15 protein-coding genes are annotated in these 16639 nt (G+C 64.4%); 7 read left to right on the top strand and 8 right to left on the bottom strand.

Annotation, left to right across the window (positions count from 1 at the left end; translation table 11 throughout):
* Positions 1-18: 18 nt before the first annotated feature.
* Complete coding sequence (locus F2P45_RS25870; RefSeq protein ID WP_166881122.1) at positions 19-219, bottom strand: YdcH family protein; 201 nt, start codon at positions 217-219, stop codon at positions 19-21.
* A gap of 222 nt (positions 220-441) precedes the next feature.
* Between F2P45_RS25870 and F2P45_RS25865 the strand changes: the two genes are divergently transcribed.
* Positions 442-1248 (top strand): PP2C family protein-serine/threonine phosphatase, encoded by an 807-nt coding sequence (locus tag F2P45_RS25865; protein WP_166881121.1) that lies wholly within the window; start codon positions 442-444, stop codon positions 1246-1248.
* A 36-nt stretch (positions 1249-1284) separates the two neighbouring features.
* Here the strand turns inward: F2P45_RS25865 and F2P45_RS25860 are convergent, their stop codons facing one another.
* The 7 genes from F2P45_RS25860 to F2P45_RS25830 form a co-directional block, all read right to left on the bottom strand.
* Entirely contained in the window at positions 1285-1986 is a 702-nt protein-coding gene (locus tag F2P45_RS25860; RefSeq protein ID WP_166881090.1) for a hypothetical protein, read from the bottom strand.
* A 44-nt stretch (positions 1987-2030) separates the two neighbouring features.
* A complete protein-coding gene (gene zapE, locus F2P45_RS25855) occupies positions 2031-3128 on the bottom strand; it encodes a cell division protein ZapE (protein ID WP_166881089.1) in 1098 nt (365 codons plus the stop codon).
* Positions 3129-3195: 67 nt separating this feature from the next.
* Positions 3196-4629, bottom strand: a complete 1434-nt coding sequence (lpdA, locus tag F2P45_RS25850) for a dihydrolipoyl dehydrogenase (RefSeq protein WP_166881088.1) — start codon at positions 4627-4629, stop codon at positions 3196-3198.
* 16 nt (positions 4630-4645) lie between these two features.
* Positions 4646-4981 (bottom strand): PspC domain-containing protein, encoded by a 336-nt coding sequence (locus F2P45_RS25845; RefSeq protein WP_166881087.1) that lies wholly within the window; start codon positions 4979-4981, stop codon positions 4646-4648.
* A 57-nt stretch (positions 4982-5038) separates the two neighbouring features.
* Positions 5039-6322 carry a 2-oxoglutarate dehydrogenase complex dihydrolipoyllysine-residue succinyltransferase gene (odhB, locus tag F2P45_RS25840; RefSeq protein WP_166881086.1) on the bottom strand — a complete coding sequence of 428 codons (1284 nt, stop codon included), beginning with the start codon at positions 6320-6322 and terminating at the stop codon, positions 5039-5041.
* Positions 6323-6387: 65 nt separating this feature from the next.
* Positions 6388-9243, bottom strand: coding sequence for a 2-oxoglutarate dehydrogenase E1 component (locus F2P45_RS25835; RefSeq protein ID WP_166881085.1), 2856 nt, complete (start codon positions 9241-9243; stop codon positions 6388-6390).
* Positions 9244-9435: 192 nt separating this feature from the next.
* A complete protein-coding gene (locus tag F2P45_RS25830; RefSeq protein ID WP_166881084.1) occupies positions 9436-9639 on the bottom strand; it encodes a hypothetical protein in 204 nt (67 codons plus the stop codon).
* Positions 9640-9669: 30 nt separating this feature from the next.
* Here F2P45_RS25830 and F2P45_RS25825 point away from each other — a divergent pair, with 30 nt between their 5' ends.
* The 6 genes from F2P45_RS25825 (at position 9670) to F2P45_RS25800 (ending at position 16522) form a co-directional block, all read left to right on the top strand.
* The gene (locus tag F2P45_RS25825) at positions 9670-10308 is read left to right on the top strand and encodes a PepSY-associated TM helix domain-containing protein (protein ID WP_166881083.1); all 639 of its coding nucleotides are present in this window, start codon (positions 9670-9672) and stop codon (positions 10306-10308) included.
* A 22-nt stretch (positions 10309-10330) separates the two neighbouring features.
* Positions 10331-10846 (top strand): DUF2271 domain-containing protein, encoded by a 516-nt coding sequence (locus F2P45_RS25820; RefSeq protein ID WP_166881082.1) that lies wholly within the window; start codon positions 10331-10333, stop codon positions 10844-10846.
* Positions 10847-10855: 9 nt separating this feature from the next.
* Positions 10856-11689 (top strand): DUF4198 domain-containing protein, encoded by an 834-nt coding sequence (locus F2P45_RS25815; protein ID WP_229505307.1) that lies wholly within the window; start codon positions 10856-10858, stop codon positions 11687-11689.
* Between the two features lie 10 nt (positions 11690-11699).
* Positions 11700-12710 (top strand): FAD:protein FMN transferase, encoded by a 1011-nt coding sequence (locus F2P45_RS25810; protein ID WP_229505306.1) that lies wholly within the window; start codon positions 11700-11702, stop codon positions 12708-12710.
* Entirely contained in the window at positions 12707-14059 is a 1353-nt protein-coding gene (locus tag F2P45_RS25805; protein ID WP_166881081.1) for a sulfite reductase subunit alpha, read from the top strand. Before F2P45_RS25810 ends, F2P45_RS25805 begins: the two co-directional genes overlap by 4 nt.
* Before the next feature lie 171 nt (positions 14060-14230).
* Complete coding sequence (locus F2P45_RS25800; protein WP_166881080.1) at positions 14231-16522, top strand: catecholate siderophore receptor Fiu; 2292 nt, start codon at positions 14231-14233, stop codon at positions 16520-16522.
* Positions 16523-16639 lie beyond the last annotated feature (117 nt).

Here is a 16639-nt window from a genome sequence, read left to right as displayed (position 1 = left end):
CAGAGAAGCGAAGACGGATCAGGCCGGAACATCGGGCACTAATTGCATTTTCAACAGGGTAATATGGTCTTTCAGTTGCAGTTTGCGCTTTTTGAGGCGGCGCAGCTGCAACTGGTCGTGGTGCCCGTCCAGGGTCAACATGTCTATGACCGCATCCAGGTCGCGATGTTCCACATCGAGTTCGATCAGGCGGCGCTGGATAGTTTGGTCATCGTTCATATGTGGCATTCCAGACAAGTTCATTTCAAAAATTTCATCAACTGCGGGCGAAAAACGCATACAATCTGAAACAATTTTTGTCGCACAGAAAATCGTCGCGGCTTGCAACATACCGCATACTCGGTGCATAGTTTAATCTACGGCGTCGTTGCAGCCAACAATATAGAATACGGCAGCCACGAGAGCCGTATGGTAACGCAGCCAGGACTTTACCCCAAGCATATGAACGTATACAAGATAGAAGCTGGTACCGCGCAGCACATTGGTAACCGGCCGGAACAGACCAACCGCACCGCCCTGTTCACCGGCGCGCGCGCGCCCGGCTACATGATGGCGGTGCTGGCGGACGGCGTTTCCGGCGGTTCTTCGGCCTCGGACCAGGTACTGATGACGGCCAAGCAGCAGTTCGACCTGTTCAAGCCGGGCGACGATCCGAGCGTCGAGCGCCTGCAAGCGATGCTGCGCGATATCGTGCTGGAAACGCACACCATGCTCAAGCTCAATTCCGTGACCAGCAAGACCGAGGGCCATTCGACCTTCGTCGGGCTGGTGATCACCCCCAAGGGCACGGCGGTGTGGGCGCACGTGGGCGATTCGCGCCTGTACCGCTTCGTGCGCTCCGAATGCGTGGTGCGCACCAGCGACGTGCCCTACATCGAGCACCTGGTCGGCACCGACAAGCTGCCGCTCGAAGCGGCCAGGAACCACCGCCACTCCAAGCTGCTGGTCAATGTGCTCGGCAACAGCCGCAAGGAGCCGTTCGTGGCCGTCGGCCACCACGAGAACCTGGCTGCGGGCGACACTTTCCTGCTGGCCTCGGACGGGCTGTGGCACTTCTTCACGGATGCCGAACTGGGCGCGGTGACCAGCAAGAACACCCCGCGCCAAGCCTCCGAGCTGCTGATCAACAAGGCGGTGGAGCGGGCCCAGGGCAAGGGTGGCAACTGCACCATGGCCATTGTGAAGCTGGTCAAGCCGCCCAAGGAAGTGCCGAATTACACGGTGGAACGGATGCGCCGGGCGGTGTAGTACATCGCTCCCCGCCTCGGCGGGGAGCGATGGGGCTTACTTCGAGATCTTCACTTCCTTCGGCTTGGCGGCCGCCTCGGCATCTTTGGCCGCCTTTTCCGCCTTCTTCGCGCTGGCCGCCTTTTTCTCTTCGACCTTGCGCTGGCGCCTCTCCGAATCGATCCGCTTCTGCTCGAACGCGGCCGCGTTGGCCGCGCGTTCCGGCACCGCCGCTCTCTCGGCGGCGGCGATGTTGGCCAGCTTGGCCGCCTGCGCCGCCTGGCGCGCTTCCAGGCTCGGCCTGGTCGATGGTCCCTTCACCTTCGGCGCCGCCACCACCGGGGCCGGCGCCGGATTGGCCGCCAGGCGCGCCTCTTCCGCTTCCGCCACGCGGATCGATTCGGCCACCGCCGCGTCGCGCGCGTCGGCCGAGGCCTTGCGCTGGAAATGCTGGGCTTCGTCTTCCACCGCGTTCAGGTAAGCCAGGGTCACGCGCCGGTATTCGCGCGCTTCATCGAGGCAGTCGTTGACGAAGAATTTTTCGTAGCAGGTCACTTCGCTGTTGGCGTAGCGCGCTTCGGTGGCGGCGCGCTGGGCGCGCACCTGTTCGAGCTTGAGCGCGGCCTGTTCCAGCGACTCGGTGGCGGGCACCTGCGGCGCCATGCTGGTCGGCTGCAGGCCGGGCGTGCAGCCGACAAGGCCGGCGGCCAGCGCCAGCGCGGCAAGCCGGATCATGGGAAAAACAAGGCGGTTGTTCATGTTCAGTATCCTGTGGGCAGTCGGGCGAAGGGGCGGGAAAAGGGTCAGGAAAGCGACTCGGCCGCGCCGCGCCGCTCCGCATCCATGTATTCGCGCGACTGCATTTCAATAATACGCGAGACGGTGCGGTGAAACTCGTTCGACAGCGTCCCTTGCGTGTACAGCTCTTCCGGCGCCACGGCGGCCGACATCAGCAGTTTAACCTTGTGGTCGTAGAAGACGTCGATCAGCCACGTAAACCGGCGCGCCTCGGACGACTGCGCCGCCGACATGGCCGGAATCCCCGACAGCACCACGGTGTGGAAGCGGCTGGCGATTTCGAGGTAATCGTTCTGCGAGCGCGGCCCGCCGCACAGGGTCGCAAAGTCGAACCAGATGATGCCGCCCGCGTGCCGCAGCGCGCGGATTTCGCGCTCTTCGATGCGGATGCGCGGGTCTTCGTCGGCCGTCTCGGCGATGCGCGCGTAGGCCGTGCGCAGCGCCTCGTCGGAGGCGGCGTTCAGTGGCGTGTAGTAGCTCTCGACCTGTTCCAGCGCGCGCTTGCGGTAGTCGATGCCGGCGTCGACGTTCAATATGTCGAGCTTGTCCTTGAGCAGGGCGATGGTCGGCAGCATGCGGTCGCGGTGCAGGCCGTCCGGGTACAGCAGGTCGGGATCGTAGTTCGACGTCATGATGAAGGACACGCCGTTATTGAACAGGGCCGTCAACAGGTTGTACAGGATCATGGCGTCGGCGATATCCGACACATGGAATTCGTCGAAGCAGATCAGGCGGTACTTTTTGGCGATGCGGCGCGCGACGTCGTCGAGCGGATCGGCCACGCCCTTGAGCTCATCGAGCTCGCGGTGCACGCCGCGCATGAATTCGTGGAAATGCAGGCGCGTCTTGCGCACCACCGGCACCACCGAGTAAAAACTGTCCATCAAAAACGACTTGCCGCGCCCTACTCCACCCCACAGGTAGACTCCGCGCGGCACGTCCGGACGGTTGATCAGGCGCTTGAAGGTGGACGAGCGCTGCGAACGGAACTCCACCCACTCCTCGTAGGCGCGCTGCAGGCGGTCGACCGCGCGTTGCTGCGCCTCGTCCGAGGTAAAGCCGCGTTGGGATAAGGCGTGCTGGTAGAACTCTTGGACATTCATCTGGGGAGGCAATACAGAAAGCCGGGCGCGCCGATGGAATTCATCGGCGCGCCGGCGGGGTACGGATTTAGAAGTTCAAGGTGCGCTTGTCGACGGCCAGCGCGGCTTCCTTGGTCGCTTCGGACAGCGATGGGTGGGCGTGGCAGATGCGGGCGATGTCTTCCGCCGATGCGCGGAATTCCATCGCGACGACCGCTTCCGAAATCAGTTCGGAGGCCATCGGGCCGACGATGTGCACGCCGAGGATTTCATCGGTGGTGGCATCGGCCAGGAACTTGACCATGCCCGAGGTGTCGCCCAGCGCGCGCGCACGGCCATTGGCCATGAACGGGAAGGTGCCCGCCTTGTAGGCCACGCCGGCCGCTTTGAGCTGCTGCTCGGTCTGGCCAACCCAGGCAATTTCCGGCGAGGTGTAGATCACCCACGGAATCGTGTTGAAGTTGGTGTGGCCATGCTGGCCGGCGATACGCTCGGCCACGGCAACGCCTTCTTCTTCGGCTTTGTGCGCCAGCATCGGACCGCGCACCACGTCGCCCACCGCCCACACGTTCGGCAGGTTGGTCTTGCAGTCGTCGTCGACCGCGATGAAGCCGCGCTCATCGAGCTTCAGGCCAACCGAGTCGGCGCCCAGGCCGATCGTGTTCGGCACGCGCCCGATCGAGATGATCAGCTTGTCGAACACGGCGCTCTGCGCTTCGCCGGCGGCGTTGGCATAGTCGACGGTGACGTTGTTGCTGCCTGCGCTGACTTTGCTGATCTTCACGCCCAGGTTGATCGCCAGGCCCTGCTTGGTGAACAGCTTGTGCGCTTCCTTGGCGATCTGCTCGTCGACCGCGCCGAGGAAAGTCGGCAGGCCTTCCAGCACGGTGACCTTGGCGCCCAGGCGGCGCCACACGCTGCCCATTTCCAGGCCGATCACGCCGGCGCCGATCACGCCCAGGGTGGCCGGCACGGTGTCGATGGTCAGTGCGCCGGTGTTCGACAGGATCAGTTTTTCGTCGAACGGTGCGCCCGGCAGTTCACGCGCGTTGGAACCGGTCGCGATGATGACATGCTTGGCGCTGAGCGTTTCGGCGGCGGGGCCGGTGACGCTGACCTGGTAGCCGCCTTCGGCGGCGCCGGAGAACGCGCCGCGGCCGTGGAAGAAGGCGATCTTGTTTTTCTTGAACAGGAACAGGATGCCGTCGTTGTTCTGTTTGACGACGGTGTCCTTGCGCTTCAACATCTGCGGCAGGTTCAGCGCCAGGCCGGCGACATCGATGCCGTGCTCGGCGAACGCATGGCCGGCGTGCTCGAAGTGCTCGGACGACTGCAGCAGCGCTTTCGATGGAATGCAGCCGACGTTGGTGCAGGTACCGCCCGGTGCCGGGCCGCCCTTGGCGTTGGACCATTCATCGATACAGGCAACCTTGAAACCCAGTTGCGCCGCGCGGATGGCGGCGATGTAGCCGCCCGGACCGGCGCCGATGACAACCACGTCGAATTGTTTTGCGTCACTCATTATTGATTCCCTTGATTTATTCTTCTGGTACGAATACCCACATCAGCAGGTAGATCAGCAGGCCAAGCAGGAAGTACAGGGTAAAGACCGTAAACACCAGCCGCCATACCCATGCATCCATGCCCGAGACCCTGGCCAGGCCGCCGCACACGCCCGAGATCCAGCGGTCGCCGCGCGTGCGGCGCAGCCGCGAGAACTCGCTGGCCAGGTCGCCGTTGCCGGGACCGGGGCCAAGGCTGGCCCGCTCTTGTTCGGCCAGCAGGCGCGCCTTGGCCTGTGAAAATTCGGCGTCGGAGAGCGCGCCGGCTTGATGCAGTTCGTGCAAACGCTTGATTTCGTCGGAGATATTCAATTATCCACCCATCCAAAACAACCGGCTAAGCACGCGCTGCCAGCGCGCACCTCGTGCTTACAGGTCCAGCAGCAAACGCGCCGGATCTTCCAGCGTTTCCTTCATCGTGACCAGGCCCAGGACGGCTTCGCGGCCGTCGATGATGCGGTGATCGTACGACATCGCCAGGTAGTTCATCGGACGCACCACGACGAGCCCGTTTTCGACGACGGCGCGGTCCTTGGTCGCGTGCACGCCCAGGATGGCCGACTGCGGCGGGTTGATGATCGGGGTCGACAGCATGGAGCCGAAGGTGCCGCCGTTCGAGATCGAGAAAGTACCGCCGGTCAGGTCGTCCAGGGTCAGCTTGCCTTCCTTGGCTTTCTGGCCGAATTCACCGATCTTCTTCTCGATTTCGGCGATCGACATCTGGTCGGCGTTGCGCAGGATCGGCACCACCAGGCCGCGCGGCGAACCGACCGCGATGCCGATGTCGAAGTAGCCGTGGTAGACGATGTCGTTACCGTCGACCGACGCATTGATGATCGGGTACTTTTTCAGCGCGGCGACAGCGGCCTTGACGAAGAAGGACATGAAGCCCAGCTTGACGCCGTGCTCTTTCTCGAACTTGTCCTTGTACTTGTTGCGCAGGTCGATCACCGGCTGCATGTTCACTTCGTTGAACGTGGTCAGGATGGCGTTGGTCGACTGCGACATGACCAGGCGCTCGGCGATACGGGCGCGCAGGCGGCTCATCGGCACGCGCTCTTCCGGACGCTCGCCCAGGCTGGCGGCGGCCGGTGCGGCGATCTGCTGCAACGGTGCCTTGGCCGGCGCGGCTGGTGCGGCCAGTGGTGCCGGCGCAGCCGGCTTGACGCCGCCCGCTACCGCGCCCAGGACGTCGCCCTTGGTCACGCGGCCATCGCGGCCACTGCCGGCCACGTCGGACGTGGTCAGGTTGTTATCGGCCAGCAGCTTGGCCGCCGCTGGCATGGCGACGTTCGATTTCGATGCGATCGCGCTGATCGCTGCGGCAACCGGATCGGCGGCAGCTGGTGCGGCGGCAGGCGCGGCTTGCACAGGGACGCTGGAGATCTGCAGCGGGCTCACTTGTGCCGACGCTTCGGTGTCGATGATGGCGATGACTTCGCCGGCGACGACGGTGGCGCCGTCGGCCTTGAGAATCTGGGTGATGATGCCGGCGTTCGGCGCAGGCAGTTCGAGGACGACCTTGTCGGTCTCGATGTCGATCATGTTTTCGTCGCGCGCGACTGGCTCGCCGACTTTCTTGTGCCACGACAGCAGGGTCGCTTCCGCTACCGATTCCGACAGAACTGGGACTTTGACTTCGATTTGTGCCATGTAAAACTCCGTGTATTGTTTTTAGCAGCGCCCCGCCGGGGGATGGACCCGGCGGGGCGTGGTGATTATTTGGTCAGGATGAAACCCTTGAGCTTCGAGAATGCCGTTTCCAGCAATTCCTTCTGCTGCGCATTGTGCTTGTCGCCGTAACCGACGGCAGGCGATGCCGAAGCCGGACGGCCTGCATACGCCAGGCGCTGGCCCGATTCGAGGCTCTCGAAAATGTTGTGCTGGATCTGGAACCATGGTCCCTGATTCTGCGGCTCATCCTGGGTCCACACCAATTCAGTCGCGTTCGGGAACTTTTTGAGTTCAGCCGCGAACGACTTGTGCGGGAACGGATACAGCTGTTCGACACGGATGATGGCGGTATCGAGCTGGTTGCGCGTCTTGCGGCTGTTGACCAGGTCGTAGTAAACCTTGCCCGAGCAGGCGATCACGCGCTTGACCTTCTTGGCGTCGATTTTCTCGTCGACTTCACCGATCACGGTGTGGAACATGCCCTTGGCCAGTTCGGTCAGCGGCGAGCTGGCGTCCTTGTTACGCAGCAGCGACTTCGGCGTGAGGATGACCAAAGGCTTCCTGAACTGGCGCACCATCTGGCGGCGCAGCAGGTGGAAAATCTGCGAGCCGGTGGTCGGCTGCACGACTTGCATATTGTTGTCCGCGCACAGCTGCAGGAAGCGTTCAGGACGCGCCGACGAGTGCTCCGGACCCTGGCCTTCGTAACCGTGCGGCAGCATCATCACGAGACCCGACGCGCGGCCCCATTTGACTTCGCCGGAAGCGATGAACTGGTCGATCACGACCTGGGCGCCGTTGGCGAAGTCGCCGAACTGGGCTTCCCAGATGGTCAGGGTGTTCGGTTCGGCGGTCGAGTAGCCGTATTCGAAGGCCAGTACGGCTTCTTCGGACAGTACCGAGTCGATCACGACGAACGGCGCCTGGCCTTCCGACACATTGCACAGTGGGACGTAGGTACCGGCATCCCAGCGCTCGCGGTTCTGGTCGTGCAGCACGGCGTGGCGGTGGGTAAAGGTACCGCGGCCGGCATCCTGGCCCGACAGGCGGATGGCGTAGCCGGACGAGACCAGCGAAGCGTACGCGAGATGCTCGCCCATGCCCCAGTCCAGGTTCAGCTCACCACGGCCCATGGTGGCGCGGTCGGCCAGCACTTTTTCGACCAGCGAGTGGACTTTGAAATTCTCTGGCAGGGTGGTGATGCGGGTGGCCAGGCGTTTCAGTTCCGTCATCGGCACGGCGGTGTCGGCACTGTCGGTCCATTTGCGGTTCAGGAACGGCAGCCAGTCGACCGCGTACTTGTTCTTGAAGTTCGAGATGACCGGATCGATCGTGTGCTTGCCGGCGTCCATGGCGTCGCGGTAGGCCGAGACCATTTTGTCGCCGCCGTCGGCCGCCAGGGTGCCCTGGGCGATCAGCTTGTCCGCGTACAGCTTGCGGGTGCCCGGATGCTGGCCGATTTTCTTGTACATCAGCGGCTGGGTCAGCGCCGGGGTGTCCTGTTCGTTGTGGCCGAGTTTACGGTAGCAGATGATGTCGACCACGACGTCTTTCTTGAACTGGACGCGGTAGTCGAGCGCGATCTGGGTCGCCAGCACGACCGCTTCAGGGTCGTCGCCGTTCACGTGCAGTACCGGCGCTTCGATCATCTTGACGACGTCCGAGCAGTACAGGGTCGAACGCGCATCGCGCGGGTCGGACGTGGTGAAACCGATCTGGTTGTTGATCACGATGTGCACCGTGCCGCCCGTGCCGTAGCCGCGGGTCTGCGCAAGGTTCAGCGTTTCCATGACCACGCCCTGGCCGGCGAAGGCGGCGTCGCCGTGGACCAGGATCGGCAGCACTTGCGCGCCATCCTTGTCGCCGCGACGCTCCATGCGCGCCTTGACCGAACCTTCGACCACCGGGTTGACGATCTCGAGGTGCGATGGGTTGAAGGCCAGCGACAGGTGGACCGGACCGCCGGCGGTCGAGATATCGCTTGAGAAGCCCTGGTGGTACTTGACGTCGCCCGACGGCAGGTCGTCGCCGTGCTTGCCTTCGAATTCTTCGAACAGTTCCTGGGGCGATTTGCCCAGGGTGTTGACCAGCACGTTCAGGCGGCCACGGTGGGCCATGCCGATAACGATCTCCTGCACGCCTTTTTCACCGGCGCGCTGGATGGTTTCGTCGATCGAGGCGATGAAGGATTCGGAGCCTTCCAGCGAGAAGCGCTTGGCGCCGACGTATTTGGTGTGCAGGTAGCGCTCCAGGCCTTCGGCAGCGGTCAGGCGCTCGAGGATGTGGGCTTTTTTCTCGGCCGTGAAGCTCGGGGTCGAGCGGATCGCTTCGAGTTTCTCCTGCAGCCAGCGCTTTTCCGCCGGATCGCCGATGTACATGAATTCGGCGCCGATCGAACGGCAGTAGGTATCGCGCAGGAAGTTCAGCAGGTCGCGCAGGGATGCGGTTTCAGGGCCGAAGTAGGTATTGCTGATGTTGAACACGATGTCCATGTCGGCATCGGTGAAACCGTAGAAGCTTGGCTCGAGTTCCGGAATCATCGGACGTTCCTGGCGCTGCAGCGGGTCCAGGTTGGCCCACTGCGAACCGAGATAGCGGTAAGCGGCGATGAGCTGGGTGACGGCGACGCGCTTGCGTCCCATTTCGGCGTCGGTGGACGCGGTCACGACACGGATCGGGCCTGCTTTGGCGCGCTCGGCGAACGAGGCGATGACGGAAGCGTGGGCTACGTCGGGTTTGTTGGAGCCGTCGACCGCAGGGACATTCTGCATGGAGTCGAAATAGGCGCGCCAGTTGTCTGGCACCGAGCCTGGGTTGTCGAGATAGGCCTCGTACAGCTCTTCAACGTACGGCGCGTTACCACCGAACAAATAGGAGTTCGCGGTTTGTTCTTGCATCATCTTGCTCACCTTTCTTCGCGCTTCGCGAGTTTGGCGGGTTAATCTAACCTTCCGCGACACGGCCTGACCGGTTAGCGGATTGCACATCAAGTTGTGGGGAAGGACTTGTAAAGCTCGCAGCATTCTTACGACGTCGGAAGAATAGCACGCGTATTGTAGCCTAACATTCCACCCCGCGAAAAAAGTTGCCGATCATCTTTTTGTATTGGGCGATGCCAAAACCACGGCTTGGCCGCGAATAGTTTGACTTTGCACAAGTTTATGGATAGTCAACGCGGTGATTTCTTGCGCCAGCTCACGGACAATATCGGGCCTGTGTGGGTGAAAACAAGCGATTGTTGCGTATTGTAAATGTGCCTTGATGCCATTGACCGCACAAATGATAATAGTTATCATTTGCGTTTAGCTCGTTGACGGAAGCACCGAATGTCCTCCCCTGCCACGCTCCCCAGCGCCAGCCGCGCCGCCTGGCTCAAGAACCTGCACCGCTGGCACTGGATCAGCTCGGCCTTGTGCCTGATGGGGATGCTCTTGTTCAGCATCACCGGCATCACGCTCAACCACGCCACCCAGATCGAAGCCAAGCCGGCCGTGACCAAGCGCAAGGCCACCCTGCCCGCGCCCCTGCTGCGCGACCTGAAGCAGGCCGCCACCGAACACGTGGACGCGCGCGCCCCGCTGCCGGCGCGCGTGGCCAGCTGGGCCGACCGCGAGTTCGGGCTGGACCTCGGCGCCATCGACGCCGAATGGACCGAGGAAGACGCCTACGTCGCCCTGCCCCGGCCCGGCGGCGACGCCTGGCTGCGCATCGCCGTCGACGGCGCCGCCGAATTCGAAAAGACCGACCGCGGCATGGTCTCCTGGCTCAACGACCTGCACAAGGGCCGCAACGCCGGCCCGGTGTGGAGCTGGTTCATCGATATTTTCGCGGTGGCCTGCGTGGTGTTTTCGCTGACCGGTTTCCTGATCATGAAACTGCACGCCGCCAACCGCCCGTCCACCTGGCCGGTGATCGGCGCCGGCATCCTGCTGCCGCTGCTGCTCGCCCTCCTGTTTACTCACTAATTACCCACTACGTCTGCCACCCATGAAACTACAGCACACGCTTGCCCTTACCCTTCCCATGCTGAGCAGCTGGGCCGTCGGCGCCGACCTGGCCGTCAAGTTCGAGATCCCGCAACTGAACGTGGCCGAATACCACCGGCCCTACGTGGCCATGTGGCTGGAACGCGCCGACCAGAGCGTGGCGGCCAACCTGTCGGTGCTGTACGACGTCAAGAAGAAGGACAACGCCGGCACCAAATGGGTCAAGGACCTGCGCACCTGGTGGCGCAAGGCCGGGCGCGACGTGGAACTGCCGATGGATGGCGTCAGCGGCGCCACCCGTTCGGCGGGCGAACAGACCATCAGCTTCGGCCCGGCGCGCAGCGGCATCGACAAGCTGCCGGCCGGCGACTACAAGCTGGTGATCGAAGCGGCGCGCGAATCGGGCGGCCGTGAACTGGTACGCGTGCCGTTTTCCCTGCCGCTCAAGGGCAAGCAAACCTTCAGCGCGCGCGGCAAGGAAGAACTCGGCGCGGTTTCCCTCCAGATCACCCCTTAAGTGAAGACAATGACCAACACCATGATGAAAAAGACCCTGCTCGCGCTGACCCTGGCCGCCGTCTCCCTGAGCGCCTCCGCCCACCGGGGCTGGCTGTATCCGCAGGCGACCATGGTCGAAGCGAAGGAGCCGTGGGTCACCATCGACGGCGCCATTTCGGAAGGCCTGTTCGAGATCGAACACGTCGCCCTCAAGCTCGACGCGGCCACCGTCACCGATCCGGACGGCGTGGTCACGCCAGCGCCGGCCGGCTACACGGGCAAGCAGCGCAGCACCTTCGACCTGAAGATGGCCAAGAACGGCACCTACAAAATCAGTATCGTCAGCCGCAACGTCATGGCCAGCTACAAGGACAAGGCTGGCGAAACCAAGCGTTTCCGTGGCAGCGAAGAAGCGTTTGCCAAGGAAGTGCCAGGCGATGCGCAAGAACTGAAAACCACCTACGCGCATCAGCGCCTGGAGACGTTTGTCAGCGCCAACAAGACCAGCGACGGCGCCCTGAAACCGAGCGGCGTGGGACTGGAGATGATCGCGCTGACCAATCCGACCGACCTGCGCGCCGGCGAAACGGCCAGGTGGCGCTTCCAGCTCGATGGCAAGCCGCTGCCCAAGTTCGCTTTCAGCCTGATTCCGGGCGGGGTGCGCTATCGCGGCGTGCTCGGTGAAGTGCGCCTGGAGACCGACGCCAAAGGCGAAGTGGCGGTGACCTTGCCGGCGCCCGGCATGTACTGGCTCAACGCCGGCTTCCCGGCGGCCCAGGCCAAAGGCGCGGCAGCGGCCGACGCACCGGCCGTGACGCGCCGCTACAGCTACGCCGCCACGCTCGAAATACTGCCAGAGTAAGCCAGCGTCAATGAATCGCCGCGTCCTCGTTCCGCTGGCCATCGCGCCGGCCCTGCCGCCGCGCACCAGCGTGCTCCATGAGCTGGGCGGCGCCACCATGGGCACCAGCTGGTCGGCGCGGGTGATGGCGCCGCCCGACGCCGCCCCGACCGTGCTGGAAGCCTTGCAGCGCCAGCTCGACCTGGTGGTGGCGCAAATGAGCCACTGGGAACGCGACTCGAACCTGAGCCGCTTCAACAGCGCCCCGGCCGGCAACTGGCATCGCCTGCCGGATGCATTTTTCACCGTGCTCAGTTACGCGCTGGAGGTGGCCGAGGCCAGCGGCGGCGCCTACGATCCGTGCGCGGGGGCGCTGGTCAACGCCTGGGGCTTCGGCGCGCGCCAGCGCTACAACGAAGCCAATTTCTACGCGCCGCTGGCGGCGGCAACGCAAGCCATCGTGGCGCGCGCCGACCGCCAGCGCCTGCAACTGGACCGCGCCAGCCGGCGCGCGCTGCAACCGGGCGGCGTGCAGATCGACCTGTCGTCGGTCGCCAAGGGCTACGCGGTGGACCTGCTGGCGCGCTGCCTGGAAGCGCAGGGACTGTTTCACTATCTGGTGGAGATCGGCGGCGAGCTGCGCGGCGCCGGCACCAAGGCCGACGGCCAGCCGTGGTGGGTCGCGCTCGAAGGCGTGCCCGGCGCGGGCGACGGCGCCGGCCCGACCACGGTGGCGCTGCATGGCCTGGCGATCGCCACCTCGGGCGACTACCGGCGCTACTTCGAGCATGGCGGCCAGCGCGCCTCGCACACGCTCGATCCGCGCAGCGGCGCGCCGATCCGCAACGACGTCGCATCGGTCACCGTGCTGCATGCCGAATGCATGGCGGCCGACGCGCTCTCGACCGCGCTGTCGGTGCTCGGCCCCGAAGAGGGTCTGGCGCTGGCCGAAAAACAAACGCTGGCCGCGCGCTTCCTGCTGCGCCATGACGGCGGCCTGCGCGAAGTGCTCTCCAGCGCCTACAAGGAATTACTGCAATGATGACTGTCGATCCGGTCCGCTGGGGCGGCGCCGCCGCCGCCGTTGCGGCTTACGCGGGCATGTGCCTGACCCTGTTGCGCGCGCGCCGCGCCGCCGGCAAGCGTCCCCAGGACAGCGGCGGCGCGGCTGCCGACTGGCTGGTGGCTTACGCCAGCCAGACCGGCACCGGCGAAGCGCTGGCCGGACACACCGTGGCGACCTTGCGCACCGGCGGCCTGTCGGCGCGCGCGATCAGCGTCGAGCAACTCGACGAAGCCACCCTGCGCGGCGCGGCGCGCATCCTGTTCATCGCCAGCACCTACGGCGAGGGCGATGCGCCCGACAGCGCGGCGCGCCTGGCGCGCCTGCTCGACGACCCGGGCATGGCGCTCGGCCAGCTGCACTACGCGCTGCTGGCACTGGGCGACAGCACCTATGCCAACTACTGCGGCTTCGGGCGCCGCCTGGACGCCGCCCTGCAAGCGCGCGGCGCGCAGGCGCTGTTCGCGCGGATCGAGGTGGACCGCGGACGCGGCGCCGCCATCGAGGCCTGGCAGCATCACCTGAGCCACCTGGCCGGAACCAGCGACGCCCCCGACTGGAGCGCGCCAGCCTACGGCGACTGGCGCATCGCCGCGCGCCGCCTGCTCAACCCCGGCAGCGCGGGCGCCCCGGTGTACCGCATCGACCTGCTGCCGGCCGCAGGCGAATTGCCCGCATGGGAAGCGGGCGACCTGGTGCAGGTGAGCGCGCCGGGCGACCCGGACTATCCGCGCGAGTATTCGATTGCCTCGACCATGGCCGAAGGCTGTCTGTCCTTGCTGGTGCGCCTGCACGCGCGCGACGATGGCAGCCTGGGGCTGGCATCGGGCTGGCTGTGCCGCGAGGCGCGGGAAGGCGCGCCGGTGCTGCTGCGCGTGCGCCAGCACAGCCGCTTCCGGATCGGCGACAACACGCAACGGCCGCTGATTTTGATCGGCAACGGCACCGGCATCGCCGGCCTGCGCGCGCACCTGCAAAGGCGCGCCGAGGCGGGCCAAGCGCGCAACTGGCTGCTGTTCGGCGAGCGCCAGGCCGCGCACGATCACTTCTGCGCCGGCGACATCGCCGCGTGGCGCCAGGCCGGCATGCTGGACGCCGTCAGCCTGGTGTTTTCACGCGATGGCGGCAGCGAGCGCTATGTGCAGCACGCGCTGGCGGCGCAGGCCGCCGAACTGCGCGCGTGGGTGGCCGATGGCGCCGCCATCTACGTCTGCGGCAGCCTGCAGGGCATGGCCGGCGCCGTCCACGCCACCCTGGAAACGGTGCTCGGCGCCGACACCGTGGCCGTGCTCGACCAGGCCGGCCGCTATCGGCGCGACGTGTACTGATGCCGCTTTTCACAGCAAAAAATATGCAAAAAGCATAAGTTTGCCGATTTTATCAGATGCGAATAAGAATTATATTGATAACGATTCTCATTTACATAGTTTTACATTTCCCCTACAATGACTAGATTGTTGGCAATTTATGTCCAATCCACCCTATCCGAAGAGAAGCAGATGGCCCCGATCAAAAGCCGCAAGCACGCGCAATCCCGTTTCAATCAACACATGAGCGCCGCGCTTGCCGCGCTGCTGGTCCCGGTAGCGGCCCATGCCGCCACCGACGCGCCCCAGGCCAAAAGCCTGCCGGAAGTGCGGGTCGTCAGCAAAACCGGTGAAGAAACCACCAACGACTTCAAGGCCGAACGCGCCGCCTCGCCCAAGTACACCGAAATCCTGCTCAACACCGCGCAAACGGTCACCGTGATCAAGAAAGAGCTGATCATGCAGCAAGGCGCGGTGACCCTGACCGAAGCGCTGCGCAACACGCCTGGCGTGGGCACCTTCTTCCTCGGCGAAAACGGCAACACCACCACCGGCGACACCATCTACATGCGCGGCTTCGATTCCTCGACCAGCATTTTTGTCGATGGCGTGCGCGACATCGGTTCGATTTCGCGCGACGTGTTCAACGTCGAACAGCTCGACGTGCTCAAGGGCCCGGCCGGCACCGACACCGGGCGCGCGTCGCCGACCGGCTCGGTCAACATGGTGACCAAGCAGGCGGTCATGGAGTCCGGCACCACCGGCACCGTGGTGGCCGGCAGTGGCAAGCAAAAGCGCGCCACGCTCGATTACGCGAGCGTCTTGAGCGCCGAAAAAGGCGTCGCCTTCCGCCTCAACGCGCTGGCGCAGGACAGCGGCACGCCGGGGCGCGATGTGGTCAACAACAAGCGCTGGGCGCTGGCGCCGTCGCTCGCCTTCGGCCTGAACAGCCCGACCCGGATTTACCTGAACTACCTGCACGTGGACCAGGACAATGTGCCGACCGGCGGCGTGCCGACCATCGGCCTGCCCGGCTACAAGAGCCCGGATGCGCGCACCTTCCTGACCACGGCGGCGCCGGTCAACCCGGAGAATTTCTACGGTTCGGCCAGCGACTACGACAAGGTCAAGGCCGACATGTTCACCGTCAAGGTCGAGCATGATTTCTCGCCGACCGTGAAATTGCAGAACACCACGCGCTACGGCAAGACCTCGCAGGATTACCTGCTGACCGCCTTCATGGGCACCAGCGCCAACCTGAAAACGCCGAACGTCAACGATCCGTCCAGCTGGACCATCACGCGCGGCAACCGTACCGTCAAGGACCAGTCCAACACCATTCTGACCAACCAGAGCGTGGCGACGGTCAACCTGGACATGGGCGGGCTGAAGCACACCTTGGTGGGCGGCCTGGAGCTGACCAGCGAAGAGCAGACCAATTACAGCTACCTTGGTGCCGGCACGATGGCGGTCGACTCGCTGTACGCGCCGAACCCGTACTCGCCGATCACCGGGCTGAACCTGGTGCGCAACGGCGCGGGCACCAATTCCAAGGTCGATACCCAGAGCGTGTACCTGTTCGATACCATCAAACTGGGCGAGCAGTGGATCTTCAACGTGGGTGGCCGCATGGACCACTTCAACGTGAACTACAACGCCACCAGCCTGTCGACCGCCGCGGCCAATCCGACCTTGCCGGTGGGCACTCTGGTGCCGACCAAGCTGAAGCTGAGCGACACGGTCGGCAACGGCAAGATCTCGGCCCTGTACAAGCCGACCAAGGACAGCAGCATATACGCCCTGATTGCCACGTCGAAACAGCCGCCGGGCACCAACTTCACCTTGTCGAGCTCCGCCAACAGCGCCTCGAACCCGAAATACGATCCGCAGCAATCGACCACGACCGAAATCGGCACCAAGTGGGATTTCCTCAAGCAAAAGCTGTCCGTCACGGCGGCGGTATACAAGACCACCGTCAAGAACGAGCTGGAGCAGGATCCGGTGGATCTGCTGTACTACCAGACCGGGCGCAAGCAAGTGAAGGGGATCGAGCTGGGCGTGACCGGTGAAGTGGCGCGCAACTGGCTGGTCAGTGCCGGTTATGCCCGCATGGATACGGAAGTGCGCAACGGCAAGGTCGTCACCGCCAGCGGCATCAACAACCTGAACTACACGCCGAAGGATGCGTTCACCTCGTGGACCTCGTACACCCTGCCGATGGGCCTGAAAGTGGGCGGCGGCGCGCGTTACGTCGGCAAGCTGCTGCGCGGCACCGATGGCGCGGTGGGCACGCCGGCCTTTGCCGATGCGTACTGGGTGGTCGATGCGATGGCGTCGTACAGCGTGAGCAAGAATGTGGACCTGCAGCTGAACTTGTACAATCTGGCGGACAAGGAGTACATTGCGCAGATTAACAAGAGCGGCTATCGCTACACGCCGGGCGCGCCACGCTCGGCCAGTTTGACGGCGAATTTCCGCTTCTAAGCCGATACCACCTACCCCGTCCGTGGCCCCCCCGGGGGCGGGGCCGCGCCCGCCCGGCCCCCCGGGTGGGCCCGGGGGGGCGCCACGACCCCCCGCCGGCCCCCCCCCCACGGCGCC

Origin of the sequence: Massilia mucilaginosa (assembly GCF_011682145.1) — a bacterium.
GTDB lineage: Bacteria > Pseudomonadota > Gammaproteobacteria > Burkholderiales > Burkholderiaceae_D > Telluria_A > Telluria_A mucilaginosa.
The sequence above is the reverse complement of the archived record's forward strand: the minus strand, read 5'-3'. Positions and strand labels throughout refer to the sequence as shown.